The sequence below is a fragment of the Legionella parisiensis genome, assembly GCF_001467945.1.
GTDB lineage: Bacteria > Pseudomonadota > Gammaproteobacteria > Legionellales > Legionellaceae > Legionella > Legionella parisiensis.
On sequence record NZ_LNYQ01000012.1, the window covers coordinates 642,633 to 662,476 of the forward strand.

Here is a 19,844-nt window from a genome sequence, read left to right on the forward strand (position 1 = left end):
ACTTCAAAATGATGAAAACGGAAATTTTATTCAAATTCGCTGTGATCCGAAACCCTGATATTGAGGAATCAACACCAAGGCGTACGATTAATTTTGATAGTCACCAATGGGTGAATCGTATAACAGGGCTGGCAACAAATAATGTTTCTTTGGAGGACGCACGTCGCCGTGTTTCCAATGATTTTATGGACTCATCCACTTATTTTTTACGTGCCCCCAATTGGCAACCTTTTTTAGCTAGGCACGCAGAAATTCTGAGGTTTTTGAAAATCTCTGAAAATGAAACTCAATTCAAATCCTTTTTCAATCCCTTATTAAAACAAATTAATTCGAGCTTTGATTCCCTGGAAAATTTTATAGGGAGTAAGGAATTTAAGCAGCTAAAAGAACTATTGTGGCATAGCTATTACAGTAATATTACCTTAATCGATCGACGCGCCCAAGATCGCCCTGTACTCGAATTCTGGCTTAGATTCTGGCATTTTTTAGAACGATTGGTGGCTGGAGATGATTTCAAAGAGTTAATCAACGATTTTAATAAATGGTCTTTCGCTGTGCCCAATCAATTGGTGCAGGCAGTAACAACAGAAGATACTAAAGAGTCGGAGCAGAATACAGGCAGTAGCTCAATTCCATTGAGCATCAGCAATAAAATTGCTGATGCAAGAAAAGCAATCGCACAATTACAGGCAACACGTACCCAAATCGTCAAAGTATTTCACGCCAAATTGGCTGAAGTTACAGAAAAAGAAGAATCAGAAAAAACAAAACCTATTCCAGATTCTGGGGGCTCAATAAGTACGAAAAAAGCACCCTGGATACTTACAGCTAAGGAAATTGGCAGCGATGCAGCAAAGACTTTAGAACGTTTGGGTATCTCCCTGGATACGCATGACGCAACCCAACTCAGTGCCTTATTAGAAAGACAGGAAGCGGAACTGGAGAGTGAAGTTTTTAAATTAGAGTATACAAAACGAGTTACATTGGTTAGGGGTGTCCCTGTAATCGTACGTAGAAAGGATGCAACAAATGACCAAACCGAAGATTAAACCCATTGGCATTGCCGATCTAAAGGTGGTAAAGCAAACCCTCGTCCGCTATGCTGCTGGAGAAGTTGCTCATATCGAGAATGTCATGGCGACAGAAAGCCGTGGCCGTCATCACCGTCGTTTACGACAAATGGAAGAAACCATAAGCAGTGAGTTTGAACGCACGGAAGAGAGTAAGCGTGATCTGCAAACTACCGAGCGCTTTGAAATGCAGCAGGAAACTCAAAAAACCATTCAATCTGAAACACGTTTTCAGGTCGGTGCTGAAATTTCGGCTGGGTTTGGGCCTGTGCAAATCGGTGTCTCAACACAATTTTCAACGAGCAATTCCAAAACTGAGTCTGATCTTAATGCCGTCAATTATGCCAAGGAAGTAGTGGAACACTCTTTAGAAAGCTTGGTTGAGCGTGTTCGGGAAGAACGAGTAATCCGAACTTTAGATGAATTTGAAGAAAAAAACTATCATCAGTTTGAGAATACGGATGGCGAAAATAAAAGTGGTATTTATCGTTGGGTTGATAAATATTACCGAGCTAAAGTCGTGAACTATGGTAAACGTTTATATTATGAATTTATGGTACCCGAACCCGCCGCATTTTATATTTTTTCACGACATCATACACTTGATAATGAAATACTCCCTGAAGAGCCCCTGCCGCCAGTCGATCCGGGGTCAAATGAACCTCTAGGTCCCCATCATATTACCCGTACCAACTATCTTGCTTTAGCGCAGAGCTATGGTGCAGATGAAATTGCACCTCCACCGAGAAAAGAAGTGATTGTTTCACGGGTCCTGGGTCGGGAATTAACTGCAGAAGAACAATGGGTATTTACAGACAGCGAATTGGAAATTCCTCCCGGATACGTTTACGGTAACAGCTCTTGGTATTATACCTTTGGCGGAGCAGGAGACGTTTATCGTTTTTCCATCCATCGGTCTGTGCATGTGCTGAGTCGTGATGAGGGGGAATCCACTTCAAATGGTTTAAGCATACCCGCTATTAGCGGCATGTTTCCTATTGGTGTACGGGGGCATGGAATTGGTTCCCTGATGATAAGCATTGCGATCGTTTGCAAATTAACCCAGGAATATGAAGATGAATGGCGGCTTAAAACCTATCAGACGATTATGGCTGCCTATAATAAAAAAAGGCTTGAATATGAAGAGCGTCTTGCAGCAGCACAAGTGCAAGAGGGTGTTGAAATTGGCGGAAACAATCCTCTTCTTAATCGCACTATTGAAAAAGAGGAACTAAAAAAAGGGTGTATTACCCTCTGGACTGGTTTTAAATATAATGCCGTACCTGGAATAACTCACAACACCAACGCGAATGTCCCCAATAATTACCCAGAAATTCATGTTGATAATGCTTTAGAAATGACTCCAGAAATCCAATTTTTGGAACAATCATTTGATTGGAAGAACATGACCTATGAGTTTTATCCTTACTACTGGGGGCGTAAAAAATATTGGCTTGATATTTATCCAATTAAAGATAACGACCCTTTATTTGCAGATTTTTTACGTGCTGGTGCTGCGCGCGTGCTTGTTCCTGTGCGCATTGAGGCAACCAAAGCCATCCTCTTTTATCAACTGACCGGTAAAATGTGGCCTGGAGGTGATGTACCGCAATTTGATCCCCCTGACCCTTCCGGAACAGTTGTGGCCCCCGGCGTAGAAGATAATACAGAGTCTGAATTTAAACTCTATAAAGACTATGTTGCTGAATTACAAAATGAAAGCATGATTGGTGATATTAACGAGGATATAGTTATCGCACCGGATGACCCTGAGGCCTGGATGTTTAAGGTTCCAACCACGCTGGTATGGTTGCAAAGTGATATGGAATTGCCGGATCTTGAAGCTGGCACTACTGAGGATGACGACGACGATGCCTAAATATAAATCATTTGCTGGAAGCAATACTTCTATACTCATTGAAGTAGAGGAAGGAAGCACGGGAGAGGGTAGCGGTAATTTTAAAGACTCCTTATCTGTGTTACCCGAAGTCATTCGTTTCTTTGTTGATTCAGTCGATAAAATTCCGACAAAGAAGAAACCCAAGGAGCTCAAAATTACCTTCAGCCTTAAGACCTTGGAAGATGGGAGTTTAGCCATATCGTCTGATTCAGATGAGGGTAATTTTAAAATAAAAATGTTGTGGTCATCAGAGCCTCCCTCTGCAGATGAGTTTAGCAGATAGCTGAAACCCATGCAGAACACTGGCCGTAATTTGTTTGCTGCCCATCATGACCACTGCAACTTATTGATTTATTCACATCTGTAGTCACTTTGGCAGGTCTACCTCTTTATCTTTCGGATTAATTAATTTGTTGAAGAAAGTTTGGAAGCGAGTTTTAAAACTTGATAACTGCGAGTGTATTTCCATCAATTGCATATGATGTTCATCTAGCTTTAAAGCAAGGGGCTCTTTGCTTAGTTGCTTGTATGCTGCATGCATCAACGTTCTTCGGATGTTCTACAGTTCCAAATTTGTTCGAGTATCTGTTCCATAAAGTGTTCTTAAGTGTGCTCTATGGGTCTTGCCATTAAATTGGTTACTTTAATGGTGGAGCGTTGTTTCTGTTTTTGATCTGTAATTTGGGGGCAAGTTTCTCTCTTAATGATCGTTCTAATGGTAAAACGGTTTCCTCATAATAAGTACCAAACCTTTCCTCGTTCATGTGTGGGGACGCAGTGGTCAATACAAATTAAGGATTTAAACCTCGCTCTTTTAATCGAGAAACAATATCAGAATTTTATTGAATCACAGAAGAAGATCGTTTCGTCTGAATTTTAATTTAGCGCAGGTAGGCGCATAGTCGCTATAACCTCGTGAAATAGCATGTTTCTGATTTTTCTTCTATATTCATTTAAGGGTATTAATTAAGGATGAAAACATGATAAGGATATTACTATGTCTAGGTCTTGTTTTAAGCAGCAATTTACTCAGTGCAAAACCTGTCCCACAAGCGGGTACTAATTTAACCCCCTGTTTCAACATAAATGAAATCGAGCGGATTGGAAAACAAGTCAATGAACTTCTACGGCATGAGTTTTGCGAAGAAAAAATTGATCCCCCAAAATTTACATCGATGAGCCACAATATTTTATCAAAAATCATGACTGATTCTTTTTTAGGAGTGGCTCCACCGGAAAATTGGCGGCAATTAACCGATGATATTATAAAAAACTGCCTCGAAAATAAGGATCTGTGTAAAAAAGAAGCGCGGAAAGAATTTGAAGCATGCGTCAAACCTAAAATACCGTTGCTCTTGGTGCAAGTGGGGCCTTGGCTAGCTGAACATTGTTCCCAATTGAACAAGTCATTAATTCAGCAATGGCCAGATAAAAAAGCAATCCTCGAAAAGACAATTAATGAAAACAAGGCCTCAGAGCGTACCTTGTAATTGAGAAAATAAAATGGAGATCCTTATTGCTTGCAACCAGGATTTATCGGTGGGTGTTATAAAAATAAATTTTATTGCAGTGGCGATAATAAGGTCATAATCAATTTTTGGATTAAGTTGGACAATTATAGTATAATTTGAATATTTTTTATCTTTGGAAGTATTCAATGAAAAAAATGGTTCCTAATTTTTTGTTTCTTTTTGCAATAATCTCCTCGAGTCTTGTGTACGCTCAAACTAAAAATAATGCCATTGTTTCTGGATGGCCAAACTACTTAGCCATGGGAACCATAACAAACGGAGCACCGCAAGAACCGACTAATATTCGCATCGATTCAGTGTTTACCTACAATGGTGCTGGTGGCGACGGGGATCCTGGAAAAATAGAAACTCCTTATAAAATTTGGAATATGATCAACATGGCCAAAAATATAAAAATGAATACTGGCCACCCTGTTAATCCTGTGTTAGTTGAATATGGCTGGCAACTCAGCGGAGGCTGGAATACAGAGAGTGTGACCCATTTAGACGATCTGACGAAACATTTCTTTAATCTCATGTTTTTGTCTAAAACGTTAGAGGATAATGCATACAGCAAGACAGGAACCTATGGCACTATCTTATTAAACCCAGATATGCTTGGTTACCTGGGAAATACAAATCGTGTAGAAACAGTACAGTCTTTATATATACCCGTCGGTCAAGCGGTTGCGAATGCTTATTGCATGATGGCTAAAAAAATGGATTACAATGCCTTGAACACACCCAATTGTACTTATGGCTGGGATAAAAAACCGGTTATAGCCCGTGTTACCCCAACTGATTTATTAGTATGGTTAAAGTCTAAAACGGATAATTATACTGCGGGGCAAGCTTTTTCCTCGTGCATTAATGATTATGTGATGCCTCAGTGTGCTGCGGCAACTGCAAATAATAACATCCCTGATTTCTCAGATAGTTTTAATGGTTGGTTACAAGCTCAAAACTGGATAGCTAAATACTTTGGGCCTCATGTTGCTCTTGGCGTTCATGAAAATATTTCTGCAGCGCCGGAAGGGGGATGGTGGATTCATCAGGGAGCAACTGCTGTGCAACCCTATGTGGATAAGGTTCTGGCTGATTTAAAGAGCTTTGAATTATTTACCAGTAAATATAAACCTGATTTTATTTATTTTGATCGTTATGGCGCTGATGATTACAGCAGTAAATTCCCCAGTTTACTCATGAATCAAGCAACATTTTACAATGATGCTGCATGGCAAAATTTTCTAACGATGACAAAAAAAATTAGTGAAGGACTAGGGCAACAAGCAGGTAAAAATTACATACCTGCCATGCTATGGCAAATTCCTGCTGCCCATATACCTACCCAAAATGAGCCTGTATTAGAAGCTCATGAAGAGGGTTCGGCGCCGGTATATTTTTTTGGTGACTCAAACTTACAACCAGATTTAAGCAATATCGCTTCCTGGATTAATGTTGATATTGCTCACTTACCCAATGGTTATAGTGTGTGTGCTGGCAAAAATGCGAGTCAGTGCTTGACGTTAAACAACTTTAATTGGGCCCATAATAATTCCGATCAATTAAAAGCAGCAGTTAATGCGCATATATTTTCAATTTTGTGGGGAGCTGGCGCTTTTGCAACAGGCGTTTGGGAAGTGCCGGGAACAACTTTTCCAGATAATGGATGGATGGCAAAAAAATTGGGGATTTATTATAAAAATCCACAAGTCTTCTGATGAGGATTTTAGCTCATTGATAGCTTTGGTTAAAATAATAGGCTCCAATACCAATCAAGACACCAAGACTTTGATTAGGACTTCCCAAAAGAGGTGATGGTGTCATGCGTTTCTTCAGTCGCAGTTATTTGCTGAGTGACCGTCTTCGTATGTTTGCTCCAGAATAGGGCTTGAGCAAAACTTTTATATGCAAGAATGTCCTCATTCGTAAAAAACACATTCCTGCTGAGATATCTGGAAATAGATGGATTATCTCCAGAAGAGTAGTTCTTCATAGCATCATTTTCGCCGATAAGATCCATCTTGATGCCATTTCGAGCTTCGTTTTTGTGCACACCATACAAGAACAACTGTACATCGCTCAGAGAATGAGATGGGCTTAATTCTGATTCCAGATCCAATGCCTCATCCATTTGAGGAGAGTCCAGACCAAAAGTCCTTGCGGCGCGGGGGAGGTGGAAGGCACTGGAAACAACAGCAATATGTTTATGAGCGTGGTGTTCGAGATAATGGCGAAACGATTGGGCCTGTGCCACGGTATTTTGGCCTATGTTGTTTTTCCTGGGATGATACAGAGGGGAGATTGTAAATAATCGTGCAGGATAATAGGGAAGTGGCTCCAGACCTATTTTTTGCTGCTGTTGGGGATTTCTTAAGGCTTTTTTTAAGTCTTCATTATGGATTTTTCTACCATTATAAAAAATAGGAATGACATAATCATTTTCAGTTAATTTTTCAGGCTTTTTGCCGGCACGCAGGGCACATACTTGGGTGGCAATCTCAATACCAAGTTTCAGGCGATGAATGTCATCTACACAATCGAATTCCTCTTCTTTTCTTTTATTTTGTTGAATCAACTCGACATCGGCAATCTGACTTAAAACAGTTGTTCTTGCGGCGAGCACGTATACTAAATCAATTTCAGGAATTGGAGTGGGATTTTTTGTTAATGCACTTTTCTTTAAATCACGTGTAAATATATTTTCTTCAGTAAAAACATCTTCAAAATTCATTCCAAAAAATGATAGTTTATTAATTAATTTCTTGGGCATTTTCTAGTCTACAGTGATGTCTAAATACCAATCATCCCTAAGCCGGCAGGGATCCATGTTTAATTATTCAGTGAGTAACCGATGTCTTCTCCGTACTAAATTTTTTATGAAAGCAAATTGACTCCAAAAAGTCCCTTTCATCCCAGGCAATTCAATCAACTTATAAGAAAGGGTCGCTACCGGGATTAATATAATGCCAATACTAAAACAAACGATGAATTTTTGTATTGGATGAGTGAGTAGTGCCACTGGATGCATTGAGGTAAATTGCTGAACGGTGAATATTACAAGGTATTGAAGAAGATAAATACTGTAGCTTATCCGGCCAAGAAAGAGTAAAGGCTTGTAAGTTAATATTTTAGGTTTTGCGATGAGAATGCTGAGAAATAAAATACCTGCTAGAAAAAAATGTTTGAAATCGAATTGACCCGGTGATATGAGAGATAAGAGAAGCGCTAATAATGGTATAGTCCCTAAAAAGGGTTTTATCTTTGAATCCTGTAAGCTTGGATAATGACACATGAACCATGCGCCAAAACTTCCAATGATAAAAAACGGCCATGACGCATTGCCTAAAGTGTAAAAATCACGAAAAGCTAATAGAAGAACAGATAAAACGATTGTAATCGCCATGAATGTGGACTGACGGTATAGAAAATACAAAGGGGGGAGGACTAAATAAAATTTCCATTCATAACTTAAAGTCCATGCAATACCAATAAAGGACAATGCATTGATACTACCAAAGTAGAGTACCCCATCACCTAAAAAGCCATATGAAAATATATCGATAATTCCTTTAAAATGAAGAGGGAATTCATTCGATGTTTTTATAGACAGGTAAAAACATACAAGAATGGTCATTGAGGCAACAAAAAGATAAAGAGGGACTATTCGTCTTACTCTTGCCATATAGAAAGAAGCGGGGTCGAGTTTATTTTCTAATGCTTTTTTAGTAAATAAGAAGGCAGTTAAAGCAAAAAATAACTGCACACTAATAAACCCTATGCGATTTCCAATTAGGGGTATGCCAGCGATACCAAAAAAAGCAAGTAGATGATGATTCACATGACATGCTACAACACCCAATGCAGCTAACCCTCTTACGCCATCCAAATGCTTATATCGATGATCTTGATCGTCACTTATATTAAAAAGACGCTGGCAAGGTAATGCTATAATGAATGCGATAACAAAAAATCCAATAAAAAAAAGTGTCTGAATAATTTGATGCATAATTCGTGTTAAGCCTTAAGCCAATGAGTTACGGCAATTTACTTGAATGCAATAAAATATTCAAGTTAGCATTGTATCGGTGCTAGTTCAGTATAGCTGGCAGCTAATTCATCCAATGCCTGGCCACTGACTCGATGCACTGTCCACTCGTCCATTGGTTTGGCACCGAGCCTTTCATAAAATTTAATAGCAGTTTCATTCCAATCCAATACCCACCATTCAAAGCGTCCACAACCTCTATCCTTTGCTAACTTAGCAAGATAGGCCAACATAATTTGTCCTATTCCCTGACCGCGTGCCTCGGGCTTAACATATAAATCTTCCAAATAAAGACCTGGTTTTGCTAAGAATGTTGAGTAATTATGGAAGAATAAAGCAAAACTCACCGGTTTTTCCTCAAGATAGCCGATAATTACTTCACCATAAGCTTTAGAACCAAATAGGGTTTTCAACAATTGGTCTTCAGTAGCAACCACCTCGTCCAGTAATCGCTCATATTCCGCTAATTCTTTAATAAATTCTAAAATTAAGGGTACATCGGATGCTGTTGCAAATCTAATTTTAAAATCGTGACTCATGATCGTTTCTCTGCTATTTCATTCTAAATGGTTATTCCTATCTTAGCTGATTTCTTAATTTATTAGGACATGCAAAAAGTTCAAGTGCGTCGAATTGTTCAATAAGTGATTGAATTTTTATCTATTTGATGTTATAATACCCAGGTTGTTTTGAGCTCCAGACCTTGTTCTTAAAGGATCTGGCTCGCTTTCAAAATAGAAAAAAATCAAAAAAAGTCTGTTTCCCGGGAGTAAGTTATGTGGTTCACTTTTGCTATTATTGCCGCCATCTTATGGGGATTTAATTACGCTTTGGCTGAAAAAATATTACACAGTATTTCACCGATTACATTATTGGCATTGGAAATGATAATTGGGGCCATATTGTTTACCAGTATTTCTTTTTTTACGACAATGAAAAGAGATGTTGAAATATTAACCACTGATTCTGGTCTGCTCTTATTAACAATCGTCGAGATTGTTATTGTTCTCATCGCCAGTTATTTCATCGCAGCTTCCATTAATCTTAAAAACGCCACGATTTCTGGAATTGTCGAATTAACTTATCCGATATTTACTATTATTTTTACCTGGTTTTTATTTAATCAAACGCACGTGAATTTTTCAGTTATTGTGGGAGGAGTTTTAATTTTCATCGGTGTTTTGGTCATCAGTTTGGCATAAGACTTAAAAGATATTGGCAGCTCTTTAAGCCGAGTAAAGCTATTTGTGAAAAGCTTTGTTAACGTACTTTCCCATTTTGCACGAATATTCTCCTCCTTTGCAGCATAAGGGGCATAATGTGGAAAGTAGGTTCGAGCATATTAGTGATGAAATAAATCGCTTTAAATAAATTAAACTCCAGTTCAAAACAGCTATAGGGCCTGAAGGCATAGACACTAATGATATTGATCGTTCACTAAGCTCTAGTTGCAAGCAGCGAAACAACACTCCTCCATATTGGGCAAATACTTATCTTTTTGTTTCTAAAGTCGGATTCACTATTCTGCCTATTTATTTATTTATTGCTGAAGTATTATGTCAAAGGCAAATAGGAGTAATAACAAAAGGATTAGTCAATGAAGGCGAAAATTATACAGAAACAAGTTAAGTTATATGATCGAAATAAAGGATATTTTAGAGCACTTAAGGATGAGTCGCATATAAAAGAGCTGCGTGAATTTTGTAATAGCAAACTTGAAGGTATTGATACCTTACCCCCGGCGTTACTTTTAGAATTAGCCACTATTTTGATTGGTAAGAAGGATAGAGAGGGAGATTCGGAGAGTAGCCGTATTTTTAGAACACTTGTTAGTTATTTTGGTGGTTATGAAGCATTAGATTGTTTAAATAATCAGAAACAACTGTCAGCAGAACATGCTGGGTTTTTGGCGAAAAATGCTAAACATGCCAAAGAGTTAGCACCATTATTGGCCTCTATTGGCAAAAAAATTTCTCCTTCTACCATGACAATCGTTCTGCATGCAGCAGAAATGATGTCAGAACCAGAACAATTAGTAGAGATGTTCAGATGTTTTAGGCAATTTGCATTCGAAGAGGATGCTTTTCTTTATTTTGAAATACTGGGCACTCTTAATCGTTACGGCATTAATACAGACGATGTGGTTCCGCTATTAATTGAAGTGAAACAACCTCTTAGCAAGAAACAAGCATTGGAAACGTTATACAGGATTAACCCGAAATTATTCAATCGTGATAATGTGATGAACATCCTGAAATTAAAAAATCCTTATTATTTTTATAAATTGTTAGAGCTTCTTCCTGATACGCAAGATAGTTTAGATAGGTTGTTTGCTGTTGATGACATACTCGATAAGTGTTCTTTTGCCGAAGAAATTATCAAGAATTTTAACAGTGCTGGTTGGAATCTGCAGCTTTATTTGAATTATATTTTAAGTGTTGAGAGAAATGGATTCGATATAGAATGTGCTACGGGCAGGCTAAAGGAAATGACTATCAAGCCTGAGCTTCTTCCCTTGATTTTAGAAACACTATTTGTCCGCTCTGGTGAGAGTATTGCATTAGTCAATGCGGTGGAAATCTTAAATCTAGAAAGCCTGGAAGAGGATGTGTTAAATTTGGCTTTTGCCACGAATTATCCTGATCGCGTGGCCGAAGCGGTAGTGGCACTTAAAAAGGCAGCACTTTTCAATAATCAAACAACAGATGTGATTTGCTCTCATCCGAAATATGCTTTTGGGCTAGCACGGGCGATGATTCAATTGAGCCAGCTCGACTGCTCTGTGAATGCGGCCTATGACGGATTAGATCAATACCCGCAAAGTGCTGATAAGGTAGCAAAGGTCATTGAGTACTTACAAGAACATTCGCTGATCTATAATGCGGAGAATAAACCTGACGCGGGTAAAGGAAGAGTTAAACTGTCTACTGATGTAATTGTTGCGGCAGTGTGTAAAGCTGAATTGACGGATGACTCTTTGCTTAAATTACTCGAAACGATGAAGGCTGCGAATCTCTTCGATATACATAATCTTCATAAGTTAATACCCAAGTTGAAGTATGTTAAAACGCTGGCTAGTGCTGCACGATGTTTGGCGAACAGCAATCAGTTGGATCAATTAAATTTTGATAGCATAATCAGCGATCCTATCAATTCTATAATTTTGGCAGAAGATTTAGGGGGGACTCCTTGCTCGCCTTCATTACCTAAAGTGATAGACGAAGGTGCTCAGGATTTTGTAGCAATCCGAAAAGCTGCAAAAATCTTGGCTTCAGGACAGAGGCAGGGGCTTTTTTTTCCTAAGCTAGAGCCAGAAAAGCTCCAAACTTTCGAAAAAGCGACACATCGAAAAATGGCCGCCATCCAAAATGAAGCAATGATGAAAATAGCTCAGTTTACAAGTGAGCATCATCTCGAGAGGGCTACGGAATATCATATAGCGAATAGTGCTTATTTTTCTGTATTGAATCTGAAGTAAGGAATAAAGTAAGAAGACTGGGGGGCCCGTCTTCTTGCCCTTCGACAGTATTAATTTGACGGTACCAAAGTGATTCATTCTTGGGTTGTCAGAAGGAAAAGAGATTTAATAATCAAATATTATACACTTTTGCCTGCTTATGAGCAGCCTGTTGCTTAATTTAACCTTGAATCGACCAAATCAACGCAATGCGATCACTTGGGCTTATGGAAGAAATGATTTCGGCATCGCAACTCTTAGGAGTGGATGATGATATTTCTGTTGTTATTATCCGCGCCAAAGTCCCGTTTTTTCTGCAGGACATAAAATAAGCGAAATGCGTCATCAAGACATTCATTTCTTTCGTCAACTTTTACCCGGGCCGTGATTTAATGGGTGCGATACAGAAGGCAGAAGGTCTGACAGCCTGTAATCGCTCAGCATATTGAAAAAGAAACGCTAAAAATCTTAATATACTGATTTTTCTTGATCAAACAGAATGCCTTAATGCTGCAAGAACGCTATGTTTTATGGAAGTGGTGGTTGCTGCCCTTGCTGCCTAGATTTTACATTCTGGCAGAAGGGACAGTAGAATCGATATGCAAATAAAATCGCTCGGTTTTACAAAGATACAGATTTGATCCGCGATTTTTCATATCCCACTCTAGTTCTGCAATATCGTTTTGATCTAAACTATTTTCTTTCTGATACTGGGCAATTAATTCATTTTGTTTCTCTTTTAATAAAACAATATGTTCTCGTTGAGATGTAGTTAATGGATTTTTAAAAAAAGAAAACATATTATCCGCGGTGGCGTGTCTCCTGGTATATCCTTTTGAGTGAATAATTTCTTCGTAACATGCCTCCAGAAAATCTAGTTTTGCCGTTAATGATGGTAGGTTAGAAATTGATGTCGCCAGTAGATCTTTCGAGAGTTTACTCTGTTGATAAGTACTTTTGAATTCCCCAGATACTTTTTTCAACTCCCCGTTTACGGCTTCATCATTTTTTTCACCAAATTTCATAGCAAGGCGCATGTTTACCAATATGGGAATTAATTGTTTTACCGAACCTTCATCAATCTGCACTTCTTTACCAAAATTTTTAAATTTAAGTATCGTTAAATTTTTATCCGCTCCTTTAGTATATTTTCCAAATACTAATTTTTGCTCTTTATCAAGGATTAATTTATCTCCAAGCGTATCAAGTAGATTGCATATTTTTTTAAACTCGGTGTTATTCGAAATTACATTAAAAAAATGATATTTAAGTCTAAGTACCTCTGGATGCTTATGTTCACTCCCCACTTCTTTTTTAAAATCCTTCATTTTTTCAATTAACTTGCCATAAGGAAAGCCTATCTGATCAATATCAATTTTATAAAGTCTTTTCCACACATCAGGTTGATTTACCATGTTCCAAACTATGGCAAAACCATCATCACTTAACTCTAGAGGGTCATATTTCTTAAATAAAAACGCTGGATCTCTTCCATTACGATGAAGCATTTGCACGAAAAGCGCTGCACCTTTTTTAGGGGTCAAGTCCTTTATTGTTTGGTATTGAAAAGAATGAAACTCGCGATCTACCAATTCCCATATTGTTTTTGACCATTTTTGTTTTGTGTGTTTGGAAATGACCTGACTCATATGATTTAACATCATATGAAATTCCGGTCGGATGGTATTATGCAGTTTTGAGTGAAAAACATCGTGTGCAGTTACTGCAGGCATTGGACTGTCAGTATAACCATGAATTCCTTTAGTAGTTGCTTCGACGCCGCTATCAGGCATGCTAATCGCCGTAGGCCTATAATAAAACTCAACGCCCTCTCTTACTGCATCAATTCCTACCTTCCCTAGTTTTGTACGACTGGCTGCTGCACCATTGATTCCATACTTTGCAATTTGTACTGCTTCAGTTAAACCGAAAGAAAAGTGAAGATCGTATGTTTTTCCCCCATATTGTGTCATGTGCCAGGCATTGTTTATCTCCAAAGCCGTTCCTAATGCACGTTCTTCTGGTGGAACAATCTTTGGATTTGCTTTTGAAATAAAGAAGATTTGTTCTGATTTTGGAGCAGTTTTAAGAAGTAGCAATAATCGTGTTAGATGTTCCTCAGTAAATTCTTTACCATACCAAGTTTTCGCAAGAGCTGGAAGCCATAATTGTTTAGCTTCTGGACTAAGGGTAATATCGTTTTTATTATCATTAGCAAAAATATGGAACGTTCGCTCCAGTGGGTACTCTTGCGGAATCTGGGCTCTAGCGAGAATAGTGCTCATTTGTTGGCGAGTGATTATATTTTGTTTGAATAACCACAAGGCATAAAACGTATGATCTTCCGTCTTTAAAGCTTCATCTTCATAATCCCCACGCTCAAGTGCGTCTTTGACTTTCTTTAACCCATCTAGAGTAAGAGTAATACGTTCAGGAATAGTAACCGTATTACCATTTAAAAAGTCATCAAAATCATCAGAGTGCAGCGTTCTTTCTGCATCTACAGGCAGCTCATTAGTTTCTTTGTCTCTGAATCCGGGATGTTTGTATTTAGCGTCTTTCTTTGGTCTAGGCGTAAATTGACGTAATTCTGGATTAAACGTTACATCGACTCCTGGCGGAATTTCGGGTGAGAAAAACCGACCTGCAAAAGACTCCCAAGCATCTTTAGCGTCGCTCAAAGTACGTATTTCAGCTAAACCATAATCATCACCAGCCATAATTATATCCGAAAAAAAAATCACTCGGTATATTTATTATACTAATTATTTATTACGGAATTATTACGTGTTTTTCTTCCCTCACTTGGAATAAGCGAAAAGCAAATGGTACTCACAAATTATAGAGCCCTCTAGATGGGAGTAAACTTGATGCAAGCCAGAAGAAATTTATTTATTATCAGAGTAGTTATTGCATTACTCATCCATTTCATGAAAAGTAGCAATGGGCTACTCTCTTGTAACAGCTAGCATTTCTTTTGCTCACGAAAACAGCATGTTAAGCTTTGCAGCTCTTCGTTTTCAACCAGAGAGAACTTCGAGCTGACGTTACATGAGACAAATAGACGTTTTCTCCTATGCCGCATCTTGTCCGCGGCATCTAAAAGGCTCTTAAATCAGACTATGTGTCTTATATTATTTAGGCTCTGGCATCAATGACGTGCCCTCTGGTGACGTTGCTAAGGCTTCGCTCACGACGTTACAGGCGTGTTCCAGTTGTTCTGATTTAGCTTTCAAATGTTCCATGTGAATCGTGTTTAATGATTTACCAGACCAAAGAGTACTGAATGCATTTCCCATATGGCTTTTGTTGGAAATTATGGGATCGAAATAAAGTGGGCAAAAAACAGACATACTAAATAATTTTAGTATGCTGGAGATAACTTCTAAGATGTTTAGCGTATGATGATCTTTGAGGTGTTCTATGTCGGTTTTTGTAATTACATCACTCAATTCTTTCGCTTGTGCTAACTTAAATTGAATTGCTTCCTCAATGGAGTGCCCCTCAAATTTTTTCTCACGAATGCGAGACAATTCACCTAAAAATTTTGTACGTATATTAATGTCTTGCTTTTCTGTAGGCACATCATTTTTGTGAAGCCAATTAGACTGCCGAAAAAGTTGTTCATCAAGCGCAGAAAAATAGTAAGCAAGAATTGCATTAAAAAGCGTTTTTTCATTAAGCACTACCGCCCATTGGGAGTCTGAAATTTCTTCATAGGCATCAATATCATTGTATCGTAGTATAGACCGCACAGCAAAGCTCACAAGTTCCTCATCAAAATCATGCGGATATTTTGCTAGAATTGTTTTTGCATTTTTTGATATTTTTTCTACTCTGTGCTCGAAATCTTTAGCTTCTTCTGCATATATTTTTGCCAGCGACATCTTACTCCCCTATAAGGATTGCTTAAATTTTCACTAATGATACTACATTTTTAGCAAATTTGAGTTAAGGAATATTTTTTTAAGAACAACATGGGTAAAAAGCGATATGTAAAGGAAGAGATAAAATTAAGAGGCTACGTCATAATCCTGGTTCCAGGCAACCAGCACAAGGTAACTTAAATTATAAGTTACCTTAGGAATCAAATGTCCATTACATGGTTTTATTTTGATTCAAATCTACCTTAGGCTAGCGTTTACGGCTTGTTAAACTTTTTAATAACCAACGAAAAAAATCCCGGACGACTTGCCTCACGAGAGTGTTTTTACTCATCGTGACCAAAATAGAAGGTTCAGATGGTGCCGTTTTCTCTTGTGAAGGCGCAGGAGCATCCATAGTTGGGCTTTGTTTTTTTGCTGCAAGCATTTCGGCAGCGGAGGTTGGATTTTCCCGACGGGAATAGCGTTGATACAAATGAGATTTGATAAGCATCCGCTGTGTCTCTGCTTCAGTTAACACCCCCATTCTTGACTCTGGAGGCCTCATCAAACAGTGAACTAATGGAGTCGGTTCTCCTTCAGCATCAAGAGCACTCAAGAGTGCCTCACCAATGCCTAAAGAGGTCAACATTTTCTCTGTATCGTAGTAGGTTGACGGAGGAAAGTTTTGCGCGACTAATTTCATTGCTTGTCGATCTTTTGCGGTAAATGCACGCAGAGCATGCTGAATTTTCAATCCAAGTTGCCCTAAAACAGCTTCGGGAATATCATTAGGCGTTTGCGTGCAAAAAATTAAGCCTACACCTTTAGAGCGAATTAATTTAACGATAGTATCTAGTGTACTGAGTAAAGCTTTACTGGCGTTTTTGAAAATCAGATGTGCTTCGTCAATAAATAAAACTAATTTTGGTGTATCGGGATCGCCTAATTCGGGCAGTTGTCGATAAATATCGGTCAGTAGTTTTAACATAAATGTTGAAAACAGCTGGGGGCGATCTTGCATGTCCATTAAACGAATAATGGAGATTATGCCCTGACTGTTTGCGTTATATTGTAATAAATCCGCAATTTTAAATGCAGGTTCACCAAAAAAATCTTCACCGCCTTGAGATTCCAATTCAACAATTTTACGCATAATGGAACCAATAGAAGCTGCAGCAACGCCGCCATATTGCGATTCTATTTCTGCATTACCTTCTTTACTTTGTACGTATTGCAACAACGCTTTAAAATCTTGTAGATCAATGAGCGGCATCGCGTTGTCTTTAGCATATTCAAAAAGAATAGTAACGACACCCGCCTGTGTTTCGTTGATCTCTAACATCCTCGAGAACAGTAAGGCTCCAAAATCAGAAATAGTTGCACGTAAAGGAACTCCAGGAACGCTGCTTAGGGTATATAACTCTACAGGGTAACCGCGAGGAGTAAACGATAGCTGTAAGGATTTACAGCGCTTTTCAATACCCGGATTGGTTTCTCCTGGCATTGCCAAACCAGAGATATCGCCTTTAATATCCATCACCAGGCAAGGAACTCCAGCTAAGGACAATTGCTCGGAAAGCACTTGTATGGTTTTTGTTTTCCCACTACCTGTAGCCCCAGCAATCAGGCCATGGCGGTTAAATGATTTGAGTACGAGATTAACAGGGGCATTTTCTAACACCTTATCCTCAGCAATAATCCCTCCCAGCTGTAAAGAAGTAATGCTTTTGGGCGCTTGATAAGGGGCAGTCAGATCTTCATACATAAAAACATCCTTGTTAGTTTATATGAATTAATTATACTCATTATTTAAGATTATTGCTGGCCATGTAATTACTTCCTACATTCCGCCCCCCGCAAACAAGTCGTGTGTGGGCGGGAGGCAGAAACAAAATAATGGAAAAGCATGGGAGTGGTGCGGATGGAATGAGTTGCATCATTATTTGTTTCGTGCTTAGCTTAAGCATGACTGACTTTATAGTCATTCGTATTATTTATTTATCAATAAGTTTATATTATTTCATTTTACGTCAGAGTCTGTTCCATGAAATTTGATAATGAAAAGGGAATTAACTATGTGGGAGCGAACCCTCAATACGGCAAAGACAAAACAGCCAGTTTCCACCACAGGGATGTTTGCTCATACATATTATTGGTTAATGGCTCCCTCGGGGGATCAAACCTATCAGAATCCTTCCTACACCAAGGAGCAAAATCAAGAATCAGAGGCGACAATTTATTTTATTCATGGTACTGCAGATCAATCTTCCGCTTTTCAACGTATGGCCGAACGCTTGATTCAAGCTGGAGTTCCCAGTGAAATTTCTTCCTTAAATTTACTTTCTTTTGCACAACGATATCAGGGAAAAAGTATCGAGTTTTTTGCGGAACAACTCAGAGATAAAATAAAAGCAAATCATCATCGACGCGTCATTTTAATTGCTCATTCACGCGGCGGTTTAGTTGCCTCATATTTCGCAGAGTTTTTGGCACGCCTAGCTGGTATAGAAGTACTTTTAATTATTACAGTGGGTACTCCGTTTAATGGTTCATACCTTGCCATGAAACCCTTGTCATGGTTTTCTGACTCAATAAGGGAAATGGAAATTGACAGTGGGTTTTTGAGACGGCTTAAAATAAAAATAATAGAGAGCGCCTCCAGTGCATATCATTTTGTTATTGCAACCGAAGATGCTATTGTCCCAGAGGAGTTCGGGTATATTAAGGAATATGTTGATAAGTATCCAAACTCACTAAGCATCTTAGATAGGCATGGTCACCTTTCGGTAATGTCTTCTCATCGTTTAGTGTCCCAAATTGTCTATTTGCTTCGCAAATATTTAAATTCTCCCCTCCTCAATTCAGAAGTAATTGTTTCTAAATTGGCAGATTTTATCCTGATTGAAGACTATGTTCCCGGGCAAAAAGCGTAAAAAGTGCTGGCTCTTTACCCCCTACGTCTCGCAACATGTTCGCGGGAATTTAAACGGATTTTTCCAATAAACATGCTACATAAAACACATAATTAAAAATATTAGACATAGTTAAACTGATTTTGCTAGAGTTATTGAATCATTACAGTTGTAAGGAATCTAATGGATGATGCAAAAATTTATTCTAAAAATTGGATAACTAATCATAAAAACGATCTTTTAGCATTGTTACATCGTTTACCGCGTCAATCTGCCAATTATGCGCGTATTCGCTCTGTTTTAAACATAATACGTCAAATTGCCATTGCATATGCTTCATCACCAGATTTTATATCATCAGGGCAGAAGTCGGTCCAGCAAAAATTACTTCATGACCTCTATGAACAACTTCATGCATCACTAACTGAAAATAATCATGGTTCTACGTGGTTTACCAGAATTATCGATAGTTATTGTGCCGGTGATCAGGTGCTGCAACAGCGATTGAATCATTTTATTCAGCAAGCAATAGGTCCAGTAATCAAGCTATCTGAGGGTGTTAAAGATAAAAATAAATCATTGGCAATTGAGTTTCCTGATCAGGAAATGCGCGATATATTTTTGAATCGATTAGGTTTAAATAAAGAAACTGATTCAACCGTCATTCATGAGAATCGTGTTTATCTCCCAGCTTTTATATCAAAAAATCAGCAATTAGCAGTTACTTTTCGAACGATTAAATCTAGAGATAGCTTTATTTATCTGCTTAATCTAGACAGAGCCAATGTTGTTACTTCTTATGTCGATGATTGCACGCTCTATATCAATGATAGACGCATTCATGACACTGTTTCAACATTTCATATTGCAGTACTATGTCCCTATTTCGCCGAACGTTATAAAATACAATATACATCTCATGTACTTGCTCAAGCATATCGAGATGGCACTAGTTTTTTTAGTCAGGCTAAATTTCCGCTTGAATTAGCAGTAAAAATTGCCTCCGATGTGTCTTCATCTGAGGCAATTTCTATGGATGAGAAAATGCAAATTGCATATTCCAGTTTTTGTCGACCTTAA

15 protein-coding genes are annotated in these 19,844 nt (G+C 38.4%); 9 read left to right on the plus strand and 6 right to left on the minus strand.

Features of this window, described 5'->3' with window-relative positions; all coding sequences use genetic code 11:
• Positions 1–8 precede the first annotated feature (8 nt).
• The 5 genes from Lpar_RS05475 to Lpar_RS19300 all read left to right on the plus strand — a co-directional run bounded on the left by Lpar_RS05475 (position 9) and on the right by Lpar_RS19300 (position 6,202).
• Positions 9–1,049, plus strand: coding sequence for a hypothetical protein (locus tag Lpar_RS05475; RefSeq protein WP_058516975.1), 1,041 nt, complete (start codon positions 9–11; stop codon positions 1,047–1,049).
• On the plus strand, positions 1,030–2,949 hold the full coding sequence (locus Lpar_RS05480; RefSeq protein ID WP_058516976.1) for a hypothetical protein: 1,920 nt from the start codon (positions 1,030–1,032) through the stop codon (positions 2,947–2,949). The genes Lpar_RS05475 and Lpar_RS05480 overlap by 20 nt, the downstream gene beginning before the upstream one ends.
• Positions 2,942–3,253, plus strand: coding sequence for a CU044_2847 family protein (locus tag Lpar_RS05485; RefSeq protein WP_058516977.1), 312 nt, complete (start codon positions 2,942–2,944; stop codon positions 3,251–3,253). The genes Lpar_RS05480 and Lpar_RS05485 overlap by 8 nt, the downstream gene beginning before the upstream one ends.
• Before the next feature lie 697 nt (positions 3,254–3,950).
• Complete coding sequence (locus Lpar_RS05490) at positions 3,951–4,460, plus strand: hypothetical protein (RefSeq protein ID WP_058516978.1); 510 nt, start codon at positions 3,951–3,953, stop codon at positions 4,458–4,460.
• A gap of 167 nt (positions 4,461–4,627) precedes the next feature.
• Positions 4,628–6,202, plus strand: a complete 1,575-nt coding sequence (locus tag Lpar_RS19300; protein WP_058516980.1) for a hypothetical protein — start codon at positions 4,628–4,630, stop codon at positions 6,200–6,202.
• Between the two features lie 74 nt (positions 6,203–6,276).
• Here Lpar_RS19300 and Lpar_RS05505 read toward each other — a convergent pair whose 3' ends face one another.
• The 3 genes from Lpar_RS05505 to Lpar_RS05515 form a co-directional block, all read right to left on the minus strand.
• Positions 6,277–7,254: a hypothetical protein gene (locus Lpar_RS05505; RefSeq protein ID WP_058516981.1), complete on the minus strand. Its 978-nt coding sequence runs from the start codon at positions 7,252–7,254 to the stop codon at positions 6,277–6,279.
• A 63-nt stretch (positions 7,255–7,317) separates the two neighbouring features.
• A complete protein-coding gene (locus tag Lpar_RS05510) occupies positions 7,318–8,490 on the minus strand; it encodes an acyltransferase family protein (RefSeq protein WP_058516982.1) in 1,173 nt (390 codons plus the stop codon).
• A gap of 65 nt (positions 8,491–8,555) precedes the next feature.
• Positions 8,556–9,068 (minus strand): GNAT family N-acetyltransferase, encoded by a 513-nt coding sequence (locus Lpar_RS05515; protein ID WP_058516983.1) that lies wholly within the window; start codon positions 9,066–9,068, stop codon positions 8,556–8,558.
• A 237-nt stretch (positions 9,069–9,305) separates the two neighbouring features.
• Here Lpar_RS05515 and Lpar_RS05520 point away from each other — a divergent pair, with 237 nt between their 5' ends.
• Both Lpar_RS05520 and Lpar_RS05525 read left to right on the plus strand, forming a co-directional pair.
• Positions 9,306–9,731: a DMT family transporter gene (locus tag Lpar_RS05520; protein WP_058516984.1), complete on the plus strand. Its 426-nt coding sequence runs from the start codon at positions 9,306–9,308 to the stop codon at positions 9,729–9,731.
• 395 nt (positions 9,732–10,126) lie between these two features.
• Positions 10,127–12,007: a hypothetical protein gene (locus tag Lpar_RS05525; RefSeq protein WP_058516985.1), complete on the plus strand. Its 1,881-nt coding sequence runs from the start codon at positions 10,127–10,129 to the stop codon at positions 12,005–12,007.
• A 545-nt stretch (positions 12,008–12,552) separates the two neighbouring features.
• On the opposite strand, the gene Lpar_RS05530 is transcribed toward Lpar_RS05525, so the two are convergent.
• The 3 genes from Lpar_RS05530 to Lpar_RS05540 all read right to left on the minus strand — a co-directional run bounded on the left by Lpar_RS05530 (position 12,553) and on the right by Lpar_RS05540 (position 17,617).
• Positions 12,553–14,706: a hypothetical protein gene (locus Lpar_RS05530; RefSeq protein WP_058516986.1), complete on the minus strand. Its 2,154-nt coding sequence runs from the start codon at positions 14,704–14,706 to the stop codon at positions 12,553–12,555.
• Between the two features lie 414 nt (positions 14,707–15,120).
• Positions 15,121–15,873, minus strand: coding sequence for a hypothetical protein (locus tag Lpar_RS05535; RefSeq protein ID WP_058516987.1), 753 nt, complete (start codon positions 15,871–15,873; stop codon positions 15,121–15,123).
• 247 nt (positions 15,874–16,120) lie between these two features.
• A complete protein-coding gene (locus Lpar_RS05540; protein WP_058516988.1) occupies positions 16,121–17,617 on the minus strand; it encodes a helicase HerA-like domain-containing protein in 1,497 nt (498 codons plus the stop codon).
• Between the two features lie 310 nt (positions 17,618–17,927).
• On the opposite strand from Lpar_RS05540, the gene Lpar_RS05545 reads away from it, so the two are divergent.
• Positions 17,928–18,785 carry an esterase/lipase family protein gene (locus tag Lpar_RS05545; RefSeq protein WP_058516989.1) on the plus strand — a complete coding sequence of 286 codons (858 nt, stop codon included), beginning with the start codon at positions 17,928–17,930 and terminating at the stop codon, positions 18,783–18,785.
• A gap of 162 nt (positions 18,786–18,947) precedes the next feature.
• Positions 18,948–19,844: a hypothetical protein gene (locus Lpar_RS05550; RefSeq protein WP_058516990.1), complete on the plus strand. Its 897-nt coding sequence runs from the start codon at positions 18,948–18,950 to the stop codon at positions 19,842–19,844.